The organism is Variovorax sp. GW822-FHT04A09 (genome assembly GCF_058801005.1).
Map to the genome: position 1 here is coordinate 184,356 of NZ_JBXAMV010000001.1, position 17,500 is coordinate 201,855.

A 17,500-nucleotide genomic window follows, 5' to 3' on the forward strand; every position below is an offset into this window, starting at 1 on the left:
GGTATCGGTACGCAGCAGCGACATGAAGGCTCTCCACCATGAGCCGCTGCCACGCGAGCTTCATCCTTGAGAACCGAGCTGTAAATGCATGACATGAAGAAGAACGCCCCACCGACCTGCTGGAGAGCGGTGTGGCTGGCGGTGATGGCGATCGGTGCCCCGGCGGCAGCGTTCGCACAAGCACCTGCCGCTGTCTCCACGCCGGCCGCGACCTCGGCCACCCCACCGGCCGCGGGTGCGCCCGCAGCCACCGAACCGGCCCGCAAGGTCGACATCGCCGAATACATCGTGCGCGGCAACACCGTGCTCGACGCCCGCGCCATCGAGAAGGCGGTCACGCCCTTCCTCGGCCCAGAGCGCACGCTCAAGGACGTGGAGGGCGCGCGCGACGCGCTGCTCGCGGCCTACCAGGCGGCGGGCTACCAGTCGGTGTACGTCGACCTGCCCGAACAGCAGGTCACGCAGGGCGTGGTGTTCCTGCAGGTCAACGAGACCCGCGTGGGCCGCGTGCGCGTGGTGGGCGCCGAGTACAACTCGCCGCTCGACGTGCGCGACCAGGTGCCGGCACTGAAGGAGGGCGGCGTGCCCGACTTCAACAAGGCCCAGGCCGAGCTCACCGCGCTCAACCGCAGCCCCAAGCGCCAGGTGATGCCGCTGGTGCGACCGGGTGCGATGCCGGGCACGATGGACGTCGACCTGAAGGTCGAGGACCAGAGCCCGTGGCGCGCCAGCGTGGGCCTGAACAACGACTACAGCGCCGACACGCGCAAGCTGCGCGCCAGCGCCTCGCTGGGCCACGACAACCTCTGGCAGATGGGCCACAGCGCCTCCATCAGTTTCTTCGGCGCGCCGCAGGACCTGAACCAGACGCAGGTGTTCTCGGCCTCGTACAACGCGCCGCTCAAGGGCACGAACTGGAGCCTCGAAGCCAACGCCTTCGTGTCCGACAGCAACGTGGCCACCGTGGGCGGCACCACCGTGCTGGGCAAGGGCCACTCGATCGGCCTGAAGGCCACCTACACCGTGCCCAACACCGGCAACTGGTGGCATGCCTTCAGCGTGGGTGTCGACTTCAAGAACAACAAGGAAGCGCTGACGCTCAAGGGCAGCGGCGACACCGTGCCGCTCAAGTACGCGCCGATCACGCTGTCGTACTCGGGCTTCCGCCAGACCGACAAGAGCCAGTACGGCGTGGGCGTGTCGCTGGTGGCGGGCACCAGCAGCTCGTTCAAGTACGGCAGCGACTGGGCGGCCTTCGACTACAAGCGCTACAAGGCCTCGCCCAGCTTCATGGTGCTGAAGACCGACCTCAACGGCGCCCACAGCTTCGAGGGCGGCACGCAGGTGGCCTTCCGCGTCAACGCGCAGATGACCGATTCGCCGCTCGTCTCGAGCGAGCAGATCGCCGCGGGCGGCATGAACTCGGTGCGCGGCTACCTCTCGGCCGAGGCCACCGGCGACTACGGCGTGGTCGGCTCGGTCGAGCTGCGCAGCAAGCCGCTCGCCTTCCTGGGCAGCACCGTCGAGAACTGGCGTGTGTACGCCTTCGCCGACGCCGCGCGGCTGCGCCTGAAGAGCCCGCTGCCCGAGCAGGCCGAGCGCTTCTCGCTGTATTCGGTGGGCGTGGGCACGACCTTCAAGGTGGGCACGTATTTCTCGGGCCGCGTCGACATCGGCTATCCGCTGGTCGACGGGCCGCGCACCAGGAAGCACGACACGCAGGTGAATTTCAGCATCACCGCGAGCTACTGACCGAACGAACGACCGACGGCAACAGCCATTCCTTCTTTTCGATTTTTTTCTCATTCCACGAGCTTTCCGGAGAACCCTGTCATGCGACGACTTCTTTTCATCGCGCTCACGTTGTTGAGCACGCTCCTGCCGGGCCTGGCCCATGCCTGGTGGCAGGCCGAATGGGCCTACCGCAAACCCGTCACCATCGACGGCGGCCCGCAGGCCGGCGCCATCGGCAGCGATGCCGGCCGCGTGCCGGTGCTGGTGCGCCTGCACACGGGCAACTTCAAGTTCGAGGGCGTGAGCGAGACCGGCGCCGACCTGCGCTTTGTCGCGGGCGACGACAAGACCGTGCTCAACCACCAGATCGAGCAGTTCGATCCGCTGCTGGGCATCGCGCTGATCTGGGTCGACGTGCCCAACGTCTCGGCCGGCACGCCGCAAAAGCTGTGGATGTACTACGGCAACCCCAAGGCCCCGGCCTCGGGCAACGGCCAGCGCAGCTTCGACCCCGACTACACGCTGGTCTACCACTTCGCCGAAGGCGCGGTGCCGCCGCGCGACACCACCGCCTACGGCAACAACGGCCAGACCGCGGCGGTCCCCGTCGAAGGCACGGTCATCGGCAAGGGCGCCCAGCTCGGCAACGGTGCGCTGATGCTGCCCGCCACGCCCTCGCTGGCCGTGACGGCCGGCGGCACGCTGACCTTCTCGGCCTGGATCAAGCCCGATTCGCTCGGCGCGCGCCAGGCGATCTATGCGCGCCGCGACGGCGCCGGCGAGCTCGTGGTCGGCATCGACCAGGGCGTGCCCTTCGTGCAGGTGAACGGCCAGCGCAGCACGCCCGGCCAGCCGGTGCAGGCCGGCCAGTGGTCGCACCTGGCGGTGAAGGCCGAGGGCGACAGCGTCGCGCTGTATGTGGGCGGCCGTCCGGCCGTGTCGCTGGCCGCGAAGCTGCCCGCGCTGAACACCGCTGCTGCGCTCGGTGCCGATGCACCGGCTGCCGCACCCGCTGCACCGGGCGCTGCACCCGCCGCCGGCTTCGCCCCGTTCACCGGCGCGATCGACGAAGTGCGCCTGTCGAAGGTCGCACGCCCGGACGCGCTGCTGCTGGCCGATGCCGTGTCGCAAGGCGCCGAGTCGCGCCTGGCCGCTTTCGGTCCCGACGAGCAGCAGGCCGGCAAGAGCCACTTCGGCTTCATCCTGGCCGCGATGCCGCTGGACGCGTGGATCGTGGTCGGCCTGCTGGGCCTGATGATGGGGCTGTCGTGGGCCATCATGATCGGCAAGGGCCGCAACTTCGGCGCCACCTCGCGCGCCAACGCCACCTTCATCGAGCACTTCCGCGAAGCCGCCGGCGCGCCGCTGGACCGCCTGGCCACCAACAACACGGTGCCGCAGGAAGTGCGTGCCGATTCCTCGCTCTGGCGCCTGTACGAAGTGGCCATCGAGGAGATGCGCCGCCGCCATGACCGCGGCTACGACCTGAACGCCGTTTCGGCCTCCACCATCGGCGCCATCCGCGCCGCGATGGACGGCGTGATGGTGCGCGAGACCGAGCGCATGTCCAAGCGCATGAACTGGCTGTCGACCACCATCGAAGGCGCGCCGTACGTGGGCCTGTTCGGCACCGTGATCGGCATCATGCTGGTGTTCGTGGTGGCGGCCATGGCCGGCGCCGTGGACATCAACTCGGTGGCGCCCGGCATGGCCGCCGCGCTGCTGTGTACCGCCGCCGGCCTGGGCGTCGCGATTCCCGCGCTGTTCGGCTACAACTGGCTGGCCTCGCGCTCGGACGCCATCGGTGCCGACATGGCCGTGTTCGTCGACGAGTTCGTCACGCGCCTGGCCGAAGAGCAGGGCGAGGGCCGCTCGCTGCCGGTGGCCGTGCAGGCGCGCCGCGCCTGAGGACCGCGCACCATGGCAAACACAGCCGCGAAGTTCGCCGTGCGCAAGCGCACGGGCGGCATCAACATCACGCCCTTCGTCGACGTGCTGCTGGTGGTGCTGGTGATCTTCATCCTCACCAGCAACGCCAGCATCCCGGGCATCAAGGTCGACCTGCCCAAGGCCAGCGCCTCGGTGGCGCTGGAAAAGCCCAAGACCAAGGCCATCACGATCGACAACGCGGGCAACGTGTTCCTGGACGCCTACCCGGTCACGCTGCCCGAGCTCGAGGAGCGCCTGCGCACCGAGAAGGCGCTGTCGCCCGACTTTCCCGTGATCGTGCGCGGCGACGCCAGCGTGCAGTACGCGAAGGTGGTCGACGTGCTCGACCTGCTGCGCCGCATCGAGCTGAACCAGATCGGCCTCGTGACCGGCAAGCAGAAGTGAGGACCGGAGCGTGAACCCTCGCGACCCGATTTCTTCTGCCTCGCCCGCGCCGCGCTCCAGCGGCACGGGTGGAACGGCCGCGCTGTGGCGCCGCTGGGGCGGGGTGGTCATCGGCCTGGCGATCGTCGTGGCGCTGGCGCTGCTCGTGTGGCGGCTCCTGTCCGACACCGCGAGCCAGAAGCGCGTGGTGGCCGACGCGCCCACGCTGATGCTGCCGCCGCCCCCGCCACCGCCGCCCGAACCCGAGAAGCTGCCCGAGCCCGAGCCGGAAAAGATCAAGCCCGAAGTGGTCGAGCCCGAGCCCAAGCCGGTCGAGCCGCTGGAAGCGCCGAAGGACGACGCGCCGCCCAGCCCCTCGAAAGACCTGGGCGACCCGGTGACCATGGACAGCGCCGGCCAGGCCGGCAACGACGCCTTCGGCATCCAGGCCGGCAGCGGCGGCGGCATGAGCGGCACCGGCGCCGGCGGCGGCCTGGGCAGCGGCTCGTATGCGCGCTACGTGTCGAGCATGTTGCAGCAGGCGCTGTCGCGCGACCCGCGCACGCGCCAGCTGGTGTTCGACGACATCCAGATCGACCTGTGGCTCGGCGCCGACGGCAAGACCACGCGCGCCCAGCTGGTGCGCGGCACCGGCACCGAGGACATCGACGAGGCCGTGCTGGCGCTGGTGCGCGGGCTCGATCGCGTCGACGAACGTCCGCCGGCCTCGATGCGCTTTCCGATGCGCGTGTCGATGAAAGGCCGCCGGCCATGACTTTCCACACCTGTACGGCCGACGCCCGGCCCGACTCCTTTCCTCCAGTGAACGAAGCGATGAACACCCTGCACAACACCCTCCCGCGCCGGGGCGCGATGCCGGCCCTGCGCCAGTGCGCGCTCGCGGCGGCCGTGGCCTCCGCCTTCGTGCTGTCGGCCGGCACCGCCATGGCCCAGACCGCCGCCGCGCCCGCGGGCGAATCCGCCATGGTCAAGCTGATCCGCGGCCTCATCCAGAGCGGCACGCTCGCCAAGGACGTGGGCGAAGCGCTGCTGGCGCAGGCCCAGACCGAAGCCATCGCCGCGCAGCAGGCACAGCGCCAGGCGGCCGTGTCGGCCACCGCCGCATCGGCCACCGTGGCGGGCGGCATGCGCCTCGAAGCCGGCGACGTGCGCGTGCCCTACATCTCGCAGACCGTGCGCGACCAGATCCGCGACGAGGTCAAGGCGCAGGTCATGGCCCAGGCCAAGGACGAAGGCTGGGCCGCGCCCAACGAGACGCCCGAGTGGAGCAAGCGCATCCGCTTCGAAGGCGACGTGCGCGTGCGCAATGAATCGCGCAGCTACGCCGGCAACAACAGCGACATCGAGATCAACTGGCCCTCGCTCAACCAGGGCAGCGGCTACGACGTCAACCCGAACACCAACCTGTCGCTGCCGTCGATCCTGAACACGCGCCAGGACCGCCGCAACCTGTTCCGCGCCCGCGCACGCGTGGGCCTGCTGGCCGATCTGTCGGAGAACACCAAGGCCGGCGTGCGCCTGGCCTCGGGCAGCGACGAAAGCCCCGTCTCCACCACCACCACGCTGGGCGGCGGCCTGGGCAAGAAGAGCGTGTGGCTCGACCAGATGTGGATCTCGCACAAGCCGACCGACTGGCTCACCGTGACGGGCGGTCGGTTTGCCAACCCCTTCATGTCGACCGACCTGCTGTATTCGAGCGACCTGAACTTCGACGGCATTGCCGCGCAGTTCGACAAGAAGCTGGCTGCGAACCGCGACCTGTCGCTGTTCGGCACGCTGGGTCTCATTCCGCTCGAGTACTCGGCGGACGGTTCGCCCACGCGCAGCCAGCGCAAGATGAAGAGCGAGAACAAGTGGCTGCTCGGCGCGCAGGTGGGCGCCGACTGGAAGATCAACGAAGACAACCGCGTGCGCGGCGCGCTGGCGTACTACAACTTCCGCAACGTCAGCGGCCAGGTCTCCGAGCCCTGCGCGCTGTACGCGGGCGCCGATGGCTGCAGCACCGACTGGTCGCGCCCGGCCTTCATGCAGAAGGGCAACACGCTCATGCTGCTGCGCGACATCTCGCTCGACCCGCTCAACCCGGCCGGCACGCCGCAGCCGCAGTACGTGGGCCTGGCCTCGAAGTTCCGCCTGATCGACCTGAACCTGCGCTGGGACACCCAGGTGGCCGGCAACAACCTGCGCCTGGACGCCAACTTCGTGCGCAACACCGCCTACGACGCCAACGACATCTGGAAGCGCGGCGGCATCCGCGGCGCCATCGTGAACAACTTCGGCCCGACCGGCGGCACCACCCAGTCCGACTTCAAGAGCGGCGGCAACGCCTACATGCTGCAGGCCACCTACGGCAAGCCGGCACCGGCCGCGCGCGGCGACTGGAACGTGCTCGCGGGCTACAAGCGCATCGAGCCCGACGCCATGCCCGACGGCTACAACGATTCGAGCTTCCACGGCGGCGGCACCAACGCGCGCGGCTACTTCCTGGGCGGCTCGTACGCGATCGACAAGAACATGTGGTTCACCGGCCGCTGGATCTCGACCAAGGAGGTCTACGGCCCGCCGCTGTCGATCGACACCCTGCAGCTCGAATTCAATGCGCGTTTCTAAGAAGGAGTCCGCCGTGTCCCGAACGATCTTCCCGGCGCTGGCCCTGGCCGCGCTGGCCGCCACGGCCGGCGTCGCGCAGGCCCAGCAGCCGCAGGGCCAGAGCATGGAGGAGCGGCTGCGTGCGCAGCTGCGCACCACCACCACCCAGTTGCAGCAGGCGCAGAACGAGCTGGCCGCGCTCAAGGCCGGCCAGCCCGCGGGCAAGGCGCCCGCGGCACCCGGTGCGGCGCCGGCCGCGTCCGAGCTCGAGACGCTGAAGAAGGAACTGGCCGCCAGCCAGGCCCAGCTCGCGTCCGAGCGCCACGCGCGCGGCCAGGCCAGCGCCGGTAATGCGCAGCTGCGCGAGCAGGCCCAGGCCGCGAGCGAGAAGGCGGGTGCGCAGATCGCGCAGTTCCGCGGCGCCTACGACGAGCTGCTGAAGATGGCGCGCGCCTCCGAGGCGGAGCGCCAGCGCCTGGCCGGCGAGGCCGCGTTGCAGCGCACCGCGCTCACGCAGTGCGAGGCCAAGAACACGCAGCTGTATGCCGTCGGCCAGGAAGTGCTGCGCGCCTACGAAACCATGGACGTGGGCAGCGTGCTCGCCTCGCGCCAACCCTTCGCGGCGCAAAGCCGCGTCAAGTACGAACAGATCGCGCAGCAGTACGGCGACAAGCTCTACGAGAGCCGCTTCGACGTGCGCGCCGTGAGCGCGCCGGCGCCTGCGGCTGCTGCATCCGCCACGGAAGGAAAGCCCCAATGAACCCCGCACAAGCCACTCCCGCAGCCGGCCTCGGCCGCCGCCTGCGCGCGGCAGCCGGCGTGCTGCTCGTCTCGTCGGTCGGCGTGGCCGCCGCGCAGCAACCCGCCGCGCCCGGCCCCGCCGTGGTCGCACGCATCGGCGAAGTGACCATCGGCCAGGACGAGATCGAGAAGCTGCTGCAGACCCTGCCCGAGACCGAACGCGCCGCCGTCAAGGCCGACCGCGCGAGCCTCGACGGCTGGCTGCGCCAGCGTCTCGTGAGCGAAGCGCTGCTGCGCGATGCCCGCGCCAAGGGCTGGGCCGACCGGCCCGACGTGAAAGCGAAGATCGACGCCGCCACGCGCGAGATCACCGCGCGTATCGTCGCCACCAGCTATCTCGAATCCGTGAGCCAGGTGCCCGCGGGCTTCCCGTCGGACGCCGAGGTGAAGGCCGCCTACGACCAGGGCAAGACCGGCTTCAACCTGCCGGCCGCCTACCGCGTGGCGCAGATCTACCTGGCCACGCCCGAGCGCGACCCGGCCGCCATCGCCAAGGTGCGCGACGAAGCGAACCGCCTCGCCAAGCAGGCCCGCAGCGGCGACTTCGCCGCCGTGGCGCGCGCCAGCTCGCAGGACCGCCGCAGTGCCGAACGCGGCGGCGAGGTCGACACGCTGCCGCTCGCGCGCATCCTGCCCGAGCTGCGCGACACCGTGGCCAAGCTCAAGCAGGGCCAGGTCAGCGAACCGGTGCAGGCCGAGGCGGGCTTTCACATCGTCAAGCTGCTCGACACCCAGCCCGCGCGCACCGCCACCCTCGAGGAAATGAAGCCGCAACTGCAGGCCGCGCTGCGCCAGCAGCGGCAGCAGCAACTCGTGCAGGCCTACATGGCCCAGTTGGCGCCGCCGGCGCAACTGAGCATCGACAGCGCCGCGCTCGACGCCGCGCTCAAGAAAACCAACTGAACCCGTTTCCCCTTTTTTCCTGAAAGAAGAACCACACCATGAACACCACCGCCACGACCCCGCAAGCCGACGACCAGGCCGCCACGCCGGTGCCTTTCGACATGCTCGACGCCGTCACGCCCGACCAGGTGTCGGACGCCATCAAGGCCGCCGGCGGCGCCGTCACTGCCATCGAACAGGATGGCGTGGTGCGCCTGCACAGCGCCAGCCACGGCATCGGCTTCCAGGTGCTGTGGGGCAACGCCGTCACCACCACCCAGTACACCGACTTCACCCTGAGCTGCCCGCTGCGCGTGCAGGGCGGCACGCTGCCCGAGGCCGTGCTCGCCGCCTGGCACCGCAGCAAGCGCTTTGCGCGCGTGGCGCAGCACGGCGACTTCGTCGTGCTCGAGATGGACGTCGTCGTGGCCGGCGGCGTCAGCCCCGCCTACCTGGCGTTTGCCGTGCGCCTGTGGATGCAGATGATGGGCGAGTTCTTCCTGCACCTGCGCAACTACGGCCCCGCCGCCGAGACGCGCGGCGACGCGGCGAATGCCGACGCCGCTGCTGCCACCGCCGCCGTCCAGGGTGTGCCCGCCGCCGCGTGATGCCACTGCCCATGCGCGCCGCATCCGGCCTGTCCGTGGACGACCACCACCATCCCTCGCACGACTCGCCCACGGGCCGCGCCATCCAGGCCGCGGCGCGCCAGGCCCAACGCGCGCGCCGCGCCGAGACCGTGCGGCTGCGCCAGCGCGCCGCGCTGCTCGAGCTGCTGGTGCAGACCATGGCGGAGTTGCACATCTCGATGGCCGAGCTCAATGCGGCGCGCAAGGCGCTGGCGCCTGCGTGGCGGCAGGTGGGGGACGGGGGCGCCTTGCTCGATCGCGATCTGGAGCGTTGACGCAAGGCGGCGAGGCGGCGCAGGGTAGGGCAGAATCGCGCGCCCCACGCTCCCGAAAGGCCGCACCCGTGACGACGCCCGCCCGCTCTGCCCAGATCGCTCAGACCACGCCCACGGGCGCCGCCATCGCAGAGAAGGTGGCGCAGGCCTACGACTTCGGCGAGGTCCGGTCGTGCGAGCTGCTGCGGCGCAGCTTCAACCATGTCTACGGCCTGCAGTTTGCCGACGGCCGCCACGCCGTCGCGCGCCTGAGCGCCGACCGCCCGCGCGGCGCCCCCAACATCGGCTACGAAACGGCGCTGCTCGTGCACCTGAAGGCCAGGGGCGTGCCGGTGGCCGGCGCGCTGGCGGCACGCGATGGCGCACATGCTGTCGCAATGGACCTGCCCGAGGGCGAGCGTCCGCTGATCCTGTTCGAGCACCTCGACGGCGACGTGCTGCCCGACATCGAAGCCACCGGCCGCGGCCTGGCGCTGTTGCACGAAGCCGCGCAGGACTACCACGGCCCCGCCAGCCGCTACACCCTGGAACTGCCCGACCTGCTGCACGCATCGCTCGAGCGCCTGCACGCCGCGCCCACCATGACCGACGCGCTGCGCCCGGAGTTCAGCACCATCGCACGCGCGCTCGAAGCCCGCATCGCCGCGATGCCCGCCCTGACGCGCGTTCACGGGCACGGCGATTGCCACGGCATGAACAACTTCGTGACGACTGGACTTGACGGCGTGCGCGTCGCCTCGTTCTTCGACTTCGACGATGCAGGCCCCGGCTGGCTGGCCTACGACCTGTGCGTGTACCTGTGGGCGATGCACCCGCGCACTGCGGGCGGAACGCTCGATGCGACGTCGCTGGCGCGTTGGCGCAGCTACCTGGTCGGCTACCGCAGCGCGCGTCCGTTGCCTTCGGCGGACGTCGACGCCATCGCTGCCTTCATGGCCGTGCGGCAGTTCTGGCTCATGGGCGAACACGCGGGCCGCATCGCGGTGTGGGGCACGCAGTCGATGCCGACGAGCTGGCTGCGCACGCAGGTGAAGATGCTGACGGCGTGGGCGGAGTTGCAGACGCCGGAGTGAGGCGCGGGTTAGGATTCTTCGCATGTCGCACCGATTGCCACTCTTGCATCGACTGGCCCTGGCATCCGTTTCTCCTTTCGACCCATCCCCTGACAGTGGGCAACGCATGAAGATTTCAAATCTGGTTCGCGCTGTGCTTGCGACGCTCACGTGCGTGCTGCTCTCATCGCCGGGGCATGCCGAGATCTACAAGTGGGTCGACGCCAAAGGCCAGACGCATTACACCGAGCGCAAGGCCGATGCAGGGGACGCCAGGACCGAGGAACTGAAAGTCTCCCCGCCACCCGACACGTCGAATACCTTCACGCCGCCCACAAGTGACTGGCGCCCACGTGACCGGTCCGGCCTCCCCACGTCGACGCAGTCGCCTTGGCCCCCTGGCCCACCCGAACGCAAGGGACCCAAGGCGGTTTCGGACGGCATCGACCATGGCACGAATGCCTCGCGTTGTGCGCTGGCGCGGGACATCCTCAGCGGTGCCCGAGCACGCCGCAACAAGCCCACCGACACCTACGATCGCGAGGTGGCGCAGAACGACATCAAGGCGTTTTGCAACGCGCGATGAGGCAGGTGTCGCTCAGGCGCTGGCGACCCAACCTCTGAATGCCATGCCCGCGTAGAACAAGCCGACGTTGGTGAAACCTGTCTCCTCCAGCAGTGCCTCTTCCTGCGCCGGGCTGAGCAGCGTCAACGTCGAGCCGATCGCGGAGGCCGCCTTGCGTGCGTTGTCCGGATCGACGCCGGAAGCTGCCGCGAAGGCGACATAGCGCGAGAGCCACAGCTCTCGTTCTTCATCGGACTGGGGAAAACTGAGATGCGCCATGACGAACGGCGCACCGGGCTTCAGGCGGCGACGAATTTCCATCAGCGTCGACCTGCGTTCGTCGAACGTCAGGAAGTGCATCGTCAACAGGCAGGTCGCAGCATCGAACGGGCCTTCGGGGGCGGTGTCGGTGTAGCCGTGGTGCAGCGTGACCCGTTCGGCGAGCGCACCGAGCGTTTCCGCGGCGAGGTCGAGCATGGGCTGCGATGGATCGACGCCGACGAAATGCCATCGGGGATGCGCCTGCGCGAGCACCTTCAACTCCATGCCACCGCCGGCGCCGATGACCAGCACGTGGGCCGCATCCGGCGCGCGTTCGGCGACGAGCAGGGCCGCCATCGTCTGCAGGTCGTGCAGGCCTGGCACCAGGCGGGCGGTTTTCTCGGCGTAGTTGTTGGTGGTGGACGACGTGCTGAAGGCGGCGGTGGGCTGGGACATCTCCACAGTCTATGTGGGCGTCGCGCGCTTCGCAGGCGCAGGGCATCCGGCAGAATCCGACGAGGAGCAAATACCCAACCGGGCTAGCGTGGTCTCGAACAACTTCCCCTTCATCACAACGGGAGCAGGAGCTGATGGCAAGTCGCATCATGTACATCGAAGCGAAGACAAGCGGCCTGACGGGGCCGGCCCGCATTGGGCGAGTCACGTGCTCCAAGTCCGGGGCCACGCTGTACTACGCAGGGAAGTCCTTCCGCAGCCTGAAGGGGGACGGTTTCAAGTCGAACTATTTCGACGTTGAAACCGGCGAGCACTATTGGATTTCAGGGCCTCGACGCGATGGGAGAGATGCCCTCTACGCGATGCATGTTCGGCCCATCGTGGACGCAGACGTTCAGGACGAGTATTGGACGAAGGTTCGCGGTGTGGCGAAGTTGCCCCATGGCGAACGATAGGGCCAGGAGCCGACCGTGGACATCATTTCTGCGCACGCTTTCAGCAGCAACCACAGAGAGCAGATCGAGACGAGCGAGGTCTGCGGCTGCTTCTATTGCTTCGCAAAGTTCTCGCCAGCGGAGATCGTTGAATGGACCGATCAAGGTTCGACCGCGCTGTGCCCGAGATGCACCATCGACTCGGTCATCGGCGCTGCGTCGGGGGTTCCCTTGTCCGATGAGTTCTTGCGGCAGATGCATGCCCATTGGTTCGACGCGTAGTCAATTTCGGTCAGAAGCGGACTTCTCCTGAAGCAGACTTCATTCATGAAGACAACTGGCATGCCCGCCCCGTCCCTCCAGGTTCGACGCGCGACATTCGACGACGCCGCACGCATCGATGCGCTCTACGGCCAACTGGTCGCAGACGCGGCGCGCTGCGTGCTGCCCGAACGCCTGCAGGCGTTGTCCGAAGACCCGAGGACGGCGCTTCTTGTTGCGGAGATCGACGGTCAGGTGTGCGCCACGGTGCTGGTCTCGCTGTGCGAAGACGTGATGTACAAGCGGCAGCCGTTCGCGGTCGTTGAGAACGTCGTTGTCGACGTGGCCGCTCGCAATCGAGGGGTGGGGGCCGCGCTGATGCGGGAGGTCGAGGCGTTCTGCGCGGCGAGCGATTGCTCGAAGATCATGTTGCTGAGTTCGGTGGATCGCACGGATGCTCATCGGTTCTTCGAGCGCTGCGGCTTCGATGCCTCGATCAAGCGCGGGCTCGTGAAATATCGACGGTCCTTTGCTTGAAGAGCGACCTCGGGATCGCATGACAACGATCCTTCATCTCGTCGGACCCGGCGGGGCGGGGAAAACCACTGTGGGTCCGCATCTGGCTCGCCGACTGGGCTGGGCGTTCGTCGATCTCGACCAGCACTTCATGTCCCGCGAAGGGAACATCGACGCCATCATCGAGGCGTCTGGCTACTTGAGCTATGCAAGGCGGAACGTGGCCGTCTATCGGGAGGTTCGATCTGCGTTGACCCTTCCCACCGTTCTCGCGCTTTCGTCCGGATTCCTCACGTATCCGGAAGACGTGGAGGAGGGGTATCCCACGTTGCGTTGCGCCATCGAGACCGACGCGCTGGCCTCGCTGCTGCTGCCAGCCTTCGAACTCGAGGCATGCGTGGAGGCGATCGTGCGACGCCAGCTTTCGCGGCCGTATTTGCGCGGTGACAGCGCGAGCGAAGAGCGGCGGATACGGGAGCGATTCCCAAAGTTCATGGCGATGCCGTGTGCCCGTTTCCGCAGCGACGCTGCGCCGGACGACGTCGCGTCGCAGATTGAACGATTCGTGCGCAGGTGACGGATGCCGCTGCCGAAGAGAGAGCCACGGGGCTCTCTCTCTTGCCGTCTCAGGCCAGCGTCGAAGCGCGCCCGGCCTGCGACCCCTTAGCAAGCCGCCACGTCATCCCGATCCCCACAACCGTCGCGATCAACCCCACCAGGAACACACTCGAGTGACCGTAGTGGTCGGCAATCAGTCCCGCCATCGGGCCTGTGACGCCGTACGCCAGATCCTGGAACGCCGCGAAGCCGCCGATGGCCGTTCCGCGCAGGTGGGCGGGCACGCGCTTGACGGCCTCCAGTCCCATGGCGGGGAAGACCATCGAGCACCCCATGCCGGTCAGCAGTGCGCCCACCATCGCCACGGCGGGATGGGGCGCCAGCCACAGCAGCGCTTGACCCACAGCTTCGATCGCGAGGGAGACCAGCGCGACCTTGGTGCCGCCGATGCGGTCGGGCAAGCGACCCGCCAGCAGGCGCACCAGGACGAAGCCCAAGCCGAAGCAGGTCAGTCCATAGCCGGCACCCTGCCAGCCGTGGGCCAGGAAGTACAAGGGAAAGAACGCACCCAAGGCCGCAAAGCCGACGCCTTGCAGGCCCACGACCGCGCCTTGCTGCCAGATGAGTCCCAGCACATCGGAGAACGGCGCGCGGCGCCCCTGAGCCGACATGGCGGGCGCGATGGACCACAGCATCGCGCCGCTGACCAGCGGCAGGGCGATGCTGCCCGCCATCAGGCCGGCGAAGCCGAGCCGCTCCAGCAGCCAGAGGCCCAGCGGGCCGCCTACCGCGAAAGCGCCATACATGCCGGTGCCGACGAGTGCCATGACCTGCCCGGAACGCGCGGGGCCCATGGCCGCCATCGCCCAGCCCAGCATGCCGACGAGCGCGAAGCTTTCGCCGAGGCCGAGCACGAGACGCCCCACCAGAAGAACCAGGTACGCGCCGACGCCATGGCCCAGCACGGGCAGCGAGGACGCCCAGCACAGGAGCGATGCCGCCGCATAGAGGACAAGGCCCCGGAACATGGCGAGCTTGCCGCCGCGTTCGTCAGCCAGCCGACCCGCCCAGCCGCGACTCAGGATGGTGGACAAAAAGGCAATGCCGACGCCCAGGCCGGACGCGACATTGCCCATGCCCAATGTCTGCGACACGTGGAGCGTCACGGCCGGCATCGACATCGCGACAGACAGGTAGGCGAGAAATAGCGCGAGGGTCATCCAGACCAACGTGCGCAGGGAAGAAGAGTTTGTTTGGACGTTCGTCATCGAGCGCCGCTCCTTGAATTTTCAAAGGCAGCACCAGCCGGTCGAATGGGCGGGACGATGAGCACCGAAGCGACCAACGTACACCGCCAGTCGGCATGCGGGTGCCACTGGTGATGCGTTGGTTGACGTAAACGCTTACGGCTGGATGGAACTCTGAACAGGTCAGAGTCGATTTTTGCAGCGGCGATTCTAGCAACGTGATCGAGAACAGATCATCCGCTCGCAGACGTCGGCCTCGGTCTTCAAGCGCCTGCCGCTCGCCGGCGCTTCCTGTCCGGCTACAGTCGGATGGCTCCATGTCCCTGACCTTATGAACAGCATCACTCCCCGCGATCCCGCCCGAACGGCGCGGCGCTTCGCTACACCCCTTCTCTTGTCGACGCCCACCCTGACGATGGAGCGCACATAACCATGCACGAAATCATCTGCCCCCATTGCAGCAAGGCATTCAAGATCGACGAAGCCGGTTACGCGGACATCCTGAAGCAGGTGCGCGACGGCGATTTCGAGAAGCAGTTGCACGAGCGGCTGGAACTGGCCGAGCGCGACAAGCGCGCCGCCGTCGAACTCGCCCAGACCCGGGCCGCCGGCGAACTGCAGAAGGCCGCCGCCGCCAAGGACGGCGAGATCCAGGAACTCAAGGCGAAGCTCGAGGCCGGCGATGTCGCGCGCAAGCTCGCCGTGAGCGAGGCCCTGGGCGCCGTGGAACGGGAGCGCGACGCGCTCGCGAACGAGCTTGAAAAGGCCAAGCAGGACAAGCTGGCCGCCACCGCGCTCGCCGAGGCGCGGCATGTGGGCGAGCTGCAGAAGAGCGCCGCCGCGAAGGACGTGGAAATCCAGGAGCTGAAGGCCCGGCTCGATGCCATCGAGGTGGCGAAGAAGCTCGCGATCAGCGAGGCTGTCAGCGTGGTCGAGAAGGAGCGGGATCAGTGGAAGAGCGGCCTCGAGCGGGCGGAGCTCGAGAAGCAGCTCGCCGAGAAGTCGCTCAAGGACAAGTACGAGACGCAGATCAAGGATCGCGACGACGCGATCGAGCGGCTGCGCGACATGAAGGCGCGCCTGTCGACCAAGATGGTGGGCGAGACGCTGGAGCAGCACTGCGAGACCGAGTTCAACCGCATCCGGTCGATGGCGTTTCCCCGCGCCTACTTCGAGAAGGACAACGACGCGCGCACGGGCAGCAAGGGCGACTACATCTTCCGCGACGCGGACGAGGCCGGCACCGAGATCGTCTCGATCATGTTCGAGATGAAGAACGAGAACGACCGCACGGCCACGAAGAACAGGAACGAAGACTTCCTGAAGGAACTCGACAAGGACCGCACCGAGAAGGGCTGCGAGTACGCGGTGCTGGTGTCGCTGCTCGAGCCCGAAAACGAGCTCTACAACACCGGGATCGTCGATGTGTTCCATCGCTACCCGAAGATGTATGTCGTGCGCCCGCAGTTCTTCCTGCCCATCATCACGCTGCTGCGCAATGCGGCGATGAATTCGCTCAAGTACAAGTCGGAGCTGGCGCTGGTCAAGGCGCAGAACATCGACATCACGAAGTTCGAGACCGAGCTGGAGACCTTCAAGGCCGCCTTCGGCAGGAACTACGACCTGGCCCACGGCCACTTCCAGAAGGCGATCGCGGAGATCGACAAGTCGATCGACCACCTGCAGAAGACGAAGGAAGCGCTGCTCGGCACCGACCGCAACCTGCGCCTTGCGAACGACAAGGCGCAGGACGTGACGATCAAGAAGCTGACGCGCGGCAACCCGACGATGGCGGCCAAGTTCGCCGAACTCAAGAAGCTCGGGTCTTCCGAGACGGAATGAGCCTGGGAGCTACGCAAAGAAATTCATGAACAACATCAACATCGAATACCGCCAGGACGTGCCCCTGGACCCGGCCGACGTCGCCCGCGTCTTCGACCGCTCCGGCATCAAGCGCCCCACGAACGATCTCGCCCGGATCGCGCGGATGTTCGCCGCGCCCAGCCTCCTGCTGTCGGCCTGGGTCGACAACGAGCTGGTGGGGCTGTCGCGTTCGCTGACCGACCACGCGTACTGCTGCTACCTGTCGGACCTGGCGGTGGACAAGAAGTACCAGGGCCATGGCATCGGCCGGGAGCTCGTCCAGCGCACGCAGGCGATCATCGGCGACGAGGTGTCGTTGATCCTGCTGTCTGCGCCCGACGCGATGTCCTACTACCCGACGCTCGGCTTCGAGCTGGCGCAGAACGCGTACGTGATCCGGCGCAAGCGCTAGAGGCCACTGCGCCACGCCTCACGGCGACCGCCGTGACCCCGCCAGCCCGGCCTTCGCATCCAGCAGGTGCCCGAGCGGCAGCGCCGTTTCCGACTTGATCTCGCGCAGCACGATGCTCGAGCGCACGTGCGTCACGCCGGGCAGGCTGAACAGCACCTCGTGCAGGAAGCGCTCGTAGTGCTTCATGTCGGGCACGGTCACGTTGAGGATGTAGTCCGCGGGCCCGGTGGCCGACACGCAGCGGATGATCTGCGGGCTCGCGGCCACGGCTTCTTCGAAGCGTTGCACCATCGCCTCGCTGTGGCGGTCGAGGTTCACCTCGGCCACGGCCGACACGTGCAGGCCCACGTGCTCGGGGTCGACGAGCGCGGTGTAGCCGCGGATGACGCCGGCCGCCTCCATGTCCTTGATGCGCTTCCAGCAGGGCGTGGGCGACAGGCCCACGGCCTCGGAAATCTGCTGCACGGTCTGCCGGCCGTCATGCTGCAGTGCAGAAAGAATCTTGAGGCAATGCTCGTCAAGAGAAACAAAACCGACGTTCATCGTGATTTTTGAGTGAATTCTTCTTCAAACAAGGGTCTGCGCCAGTGTATTGAAGAAACACTTACTTGGGGGGGCGCAGAACAATTCC

At 67.8% G+C, this 17,500-nt stretch carries 20 protein-coding genes; 17 read left to right on the forward strand and 3 right to left on the reverse strand.

Annotated elements, in window-relative coordinates:
* Positions 1-93: 93 nt before the first annotated feature.
* The 11 genes from AC1RLW_RS00715 to AC1RLW_RS00765 all read left to right on the forward strand — a co-directional run bounded on the left by AC1RLW_RS00715 (position 94) and on the right by AC1RLW_RS00765 (position 10,882).
* Complete coding sequence (locus AC1RLW_RS00715) at positions 94-1,752, forward strand: ShlB/FhaC/HecB family hemolysin secretion/activation protein (RefSeq protein ID WP_493191926.1); 1,659 nt, start codon at positions 94-96, stop codon at positions 1,750-1,752.
* Positions 1,753-1,833: 81 nt separating this feature from the next.
* Positions 1,834-3,642, forward strand: coding sequence for a DUF2341 domain-containing protein (locus AC1RLW_RS00720; RefSeq protein ID WP_493191927.1), 1,809 nt, complete (start codon positions 1,834-1,836; stop codon positions 3,640-3,642).
* Between the two features lie 12 nt (positions 3,643-3,654).
* Positions 3,655-4,068 carry an ExbD/TolR family protein gene (locus AC1RLW_RS00725; protein ID WP_062474100.1) on the forward strand — a complete coding sequence of 138 codons (414 nt, stop codon included), beginning with the start codon at positions 3,655-3,657 and terminating at the stop codon, positions 4,066-4,068.
* Between the two features lie 10 nt (positions 4,069-4,078).
* Positions 4,079-4,822, forward strand: a complete 744-nt coding sequence (locus AC1RLW_RS00730; protein ID WP_260684867.1) for an energy transducer TonB — start codon at positions 4,079-4,081, stop codon at positions 4,820-4,822.
* Positions 4,819-6,678 carry a putative porin gene (locus AC1RLW_RS00735; RefSeq protein ID WP_369646544.1) on the forward strand — a complete coding sequence of 620 codons (1,860 nt, stop codon included), beginning with the start codon at positions 4,819-4,821 and terminating at the stop codon, positions 6,676-6,678. Before AC1RLW_RS00730 ends, AC1RLW_RS00735 begins: the two co-directional genes overlap by 4 nt.
* A gap of 13 nt (positions 6,679-6,691) precedes the next feature.
* Complete coding sequence (locus AC1RLW_RS00740) at positions 6,692-7,417, forward strand: hypothetical protein (RefSeq protein ID WP_307585309.1); 726 nt, start codon at positions 6,692-6,694, stop codon at positions 7,415-7,417.
* Entirely contained in the window at positions 7,414-8,361 is a 948-nt protein-coding gene (locus tag AC1RLW_RS00745) for a peptidylprolyl isomerase (protein ID WP_390343087.1), read from the forward strand. Before AC1RLW_RS00740 ends, AC1RLW_RS00745 begins: the two co-directional genes overlap by 4 nt.
* 38 nt (positions 8,362-8,399) lie before the next feature.
* The gene (locus AC1RLW_RS00750; RefSeq protein WP_082818097.1) at positions 8,400-8,948 is read left to right on the forward strand and encodes a YbjN domain-containing protein; all 549 of its coding nucleotides are present in this window, start codon (positions 8,400-8,402) and stop codon (positions 8,946-8,948) included.
* An 11-nt stretch (positions 8,949-8,959) separates the two neighbouring features.
* Positions 8,960-9,244 carry a hypothetical protein gene (locus tag AC1RLW_RS00755; RefSeq protein ID WP_235944056.1) on the forward strand — a complete coding sequence of 95 codons (285 nt, stop codon included), beginning with the start codon at positions 8,960-8,962 and terminating at the stop codon, positions 9,242-9,244.
* A gap of 68 nt (positions 9,245-9,312) precedes the next feature.
* A complete protein-coding gene (locus tag AC1RLW_RS00760; RefSeq protein WP_493191928.1) occupies positions 9,313-10,317 on the forward strand; it encodes a phosphotransferase enzyme family protein in 1,005 nt (334 codons plus the stop codon).
* A 106-nt stretch (positions 10,318-10,423) separates the two neighbouring features.
* Positions 10,424-10,882, forward strand: a complete 459-nt coding sequence (locus AC1RLW_RS00765; RefSeq protein ID WP_493191929.1) for a DUF4124 domain-containing protein — start codon at positions 10,424-10,426, stop codon at positions 10,880-10,882.
* A 12-nt stretch (positions 10,883-10,894) separates the two neighbouring features.
* Here AC1RLW_RS00765 and AC1RLW_RS00770 read toward each other — a convergent pair whose 3' ends face one another.
* On the reverse strand, positions 10,895-11,578 hold the full coding sequence (locus tag AC1RLW_RS00770) for a class I SAM-dependent methyltransferase (RefSeq protein WP_493191930.1): 684 nt from the start codon (positions 11,576-11,578) through the stop codon (positions 10,895-10,897).
* A gap of 149 nt (positions 11,579-11,727) precedes the next feature.
* On the opposite strand from AC1RLW_RS00770, the gene AC1RLW_RS00775 reads away from it, so the two are divergent.
* Genes AC1RLW_RS00775 through AC1RLW_RS00790 form a run of 4 tightly spaced genes read left to right on the forward strand, consistent with a single transcriptional unit; the run spans position 11,728 to position 13,366 of the window.
* The gene (locus AC1RLW_RS00775; protein ID WP_493191931.1) at positions 11,728-12,033 is read left to right on the forward strand and encodes a 1-deoxy-D-xylulose-5-phosphate synthase; all 306 of its coding nucleotides are present in this window, start codon (positions 11,728-11,730) and stop codon (positions 12,031-12,033) included.
* A gap of 15 nt (positions 12,034-12,048) precedes the next feature.
* Positions 12,049-12,294 carry a cytoplasmic protein gene (locus AC1RLW_RS00780; protein ID WP_493191932.1) on the forward strand — a complete coding sequence of 82 codons (246 nt, stop codon included), beginning with the start codon at positions 12,049-12,051 and terminating at the stop codon, positions 12,292-12,294.
* A 45-nt stretch (positions 12,295-12,339) separates the two neighbouring features.
* Positions 12,340-12,810, forward strand: coding sequence for a GNAT family N-acetyltransferase (locus tag AC1RLW_RS00785; protein WP_493191933.1), 471 nt, complete (start codon positions 12,340-12,342; stop codon positions 12,808-12,810).
* 19 nt (positions 12,811-12,829) lie between these two features.
* Complete coding sequence (locus AC1RLW_RS00790) at positions 12,830-13,366, forward strand: shikimate kinase (RefSeq protein WP_493191934.1); 537 nt, start codon at positions 12,830-12,832, stop codon at positions 13,364-13,366.
* A gap of 49 nt (positions 13,367-13,415) precedes the next feature.
* On the opposite strand, the gene AC1RLW_RS00795 is transcribed toward AC1RLW_RS00790, so the two are convergent.
* A complete protein-coding gene (locus AC1RLW_RS00795; RefSeq protein ID WP_493191935.1) occupies positions 13,416-14,615 on the reverse strand; it encodes an MFS transporter in 1,200 nt (399 codons plus the stop codon).
* Between the two features lie 411 nt (positions 14,616-15,026).
* On the opposite strand from AC1RLW_RS00795, the gene AC1RLW_RS00800 reads away from it, so the two are divergent.
* Together AC1RLW_RS00800 and AC1RLW_RS00805 are read left to right on the forward strand one after the other, a co-directional pair.
* Positions 15,027-16,436: a DUF2130 domain-containing protein gene (locus tag AC1RLW_RS00800; RefSeq protein ID WP_493191936.1), complete on the forward strand. Its 1,410-nt coding sequence runs from the start codon at positions 15,027-15,029 to the stop codon at positions 16,434-16,436.
* Between the two features lie 25 nt (positions 16,437-16,461).
* Positions 16,462-16,869, forward strand: coding sequence for a GNAT family N-acetyltransferase (locus AC1RLW_RS00805; RefSeq protein ID WP_493191937.1), 408 nt, complete (start codon positions 16,462-16,464; stop codon positions 16,867-16,869).
* A gap of 18 nt (positions 16,870-16,887) precedes the next feature.
* Here AC1RLW_RS00805 and AC1RLW_RS00810 read toward each other — a convergent pair whose 3' ends face one another.
* Positions 16,888-17,412: an Lrp/AsnC family transcriptional regulator gene (locus AC1RLW_RS00810; protein ID WP_493191938.1), complete on the reverse strand. Its 525-nt coding sequence runs from the start codon at positions 17,410-17,412 to the stop codon at positions 16,888-16,890.
* Between the last annotated feature and the right edge of the window lie 88 nt (positions 17,413-17,500).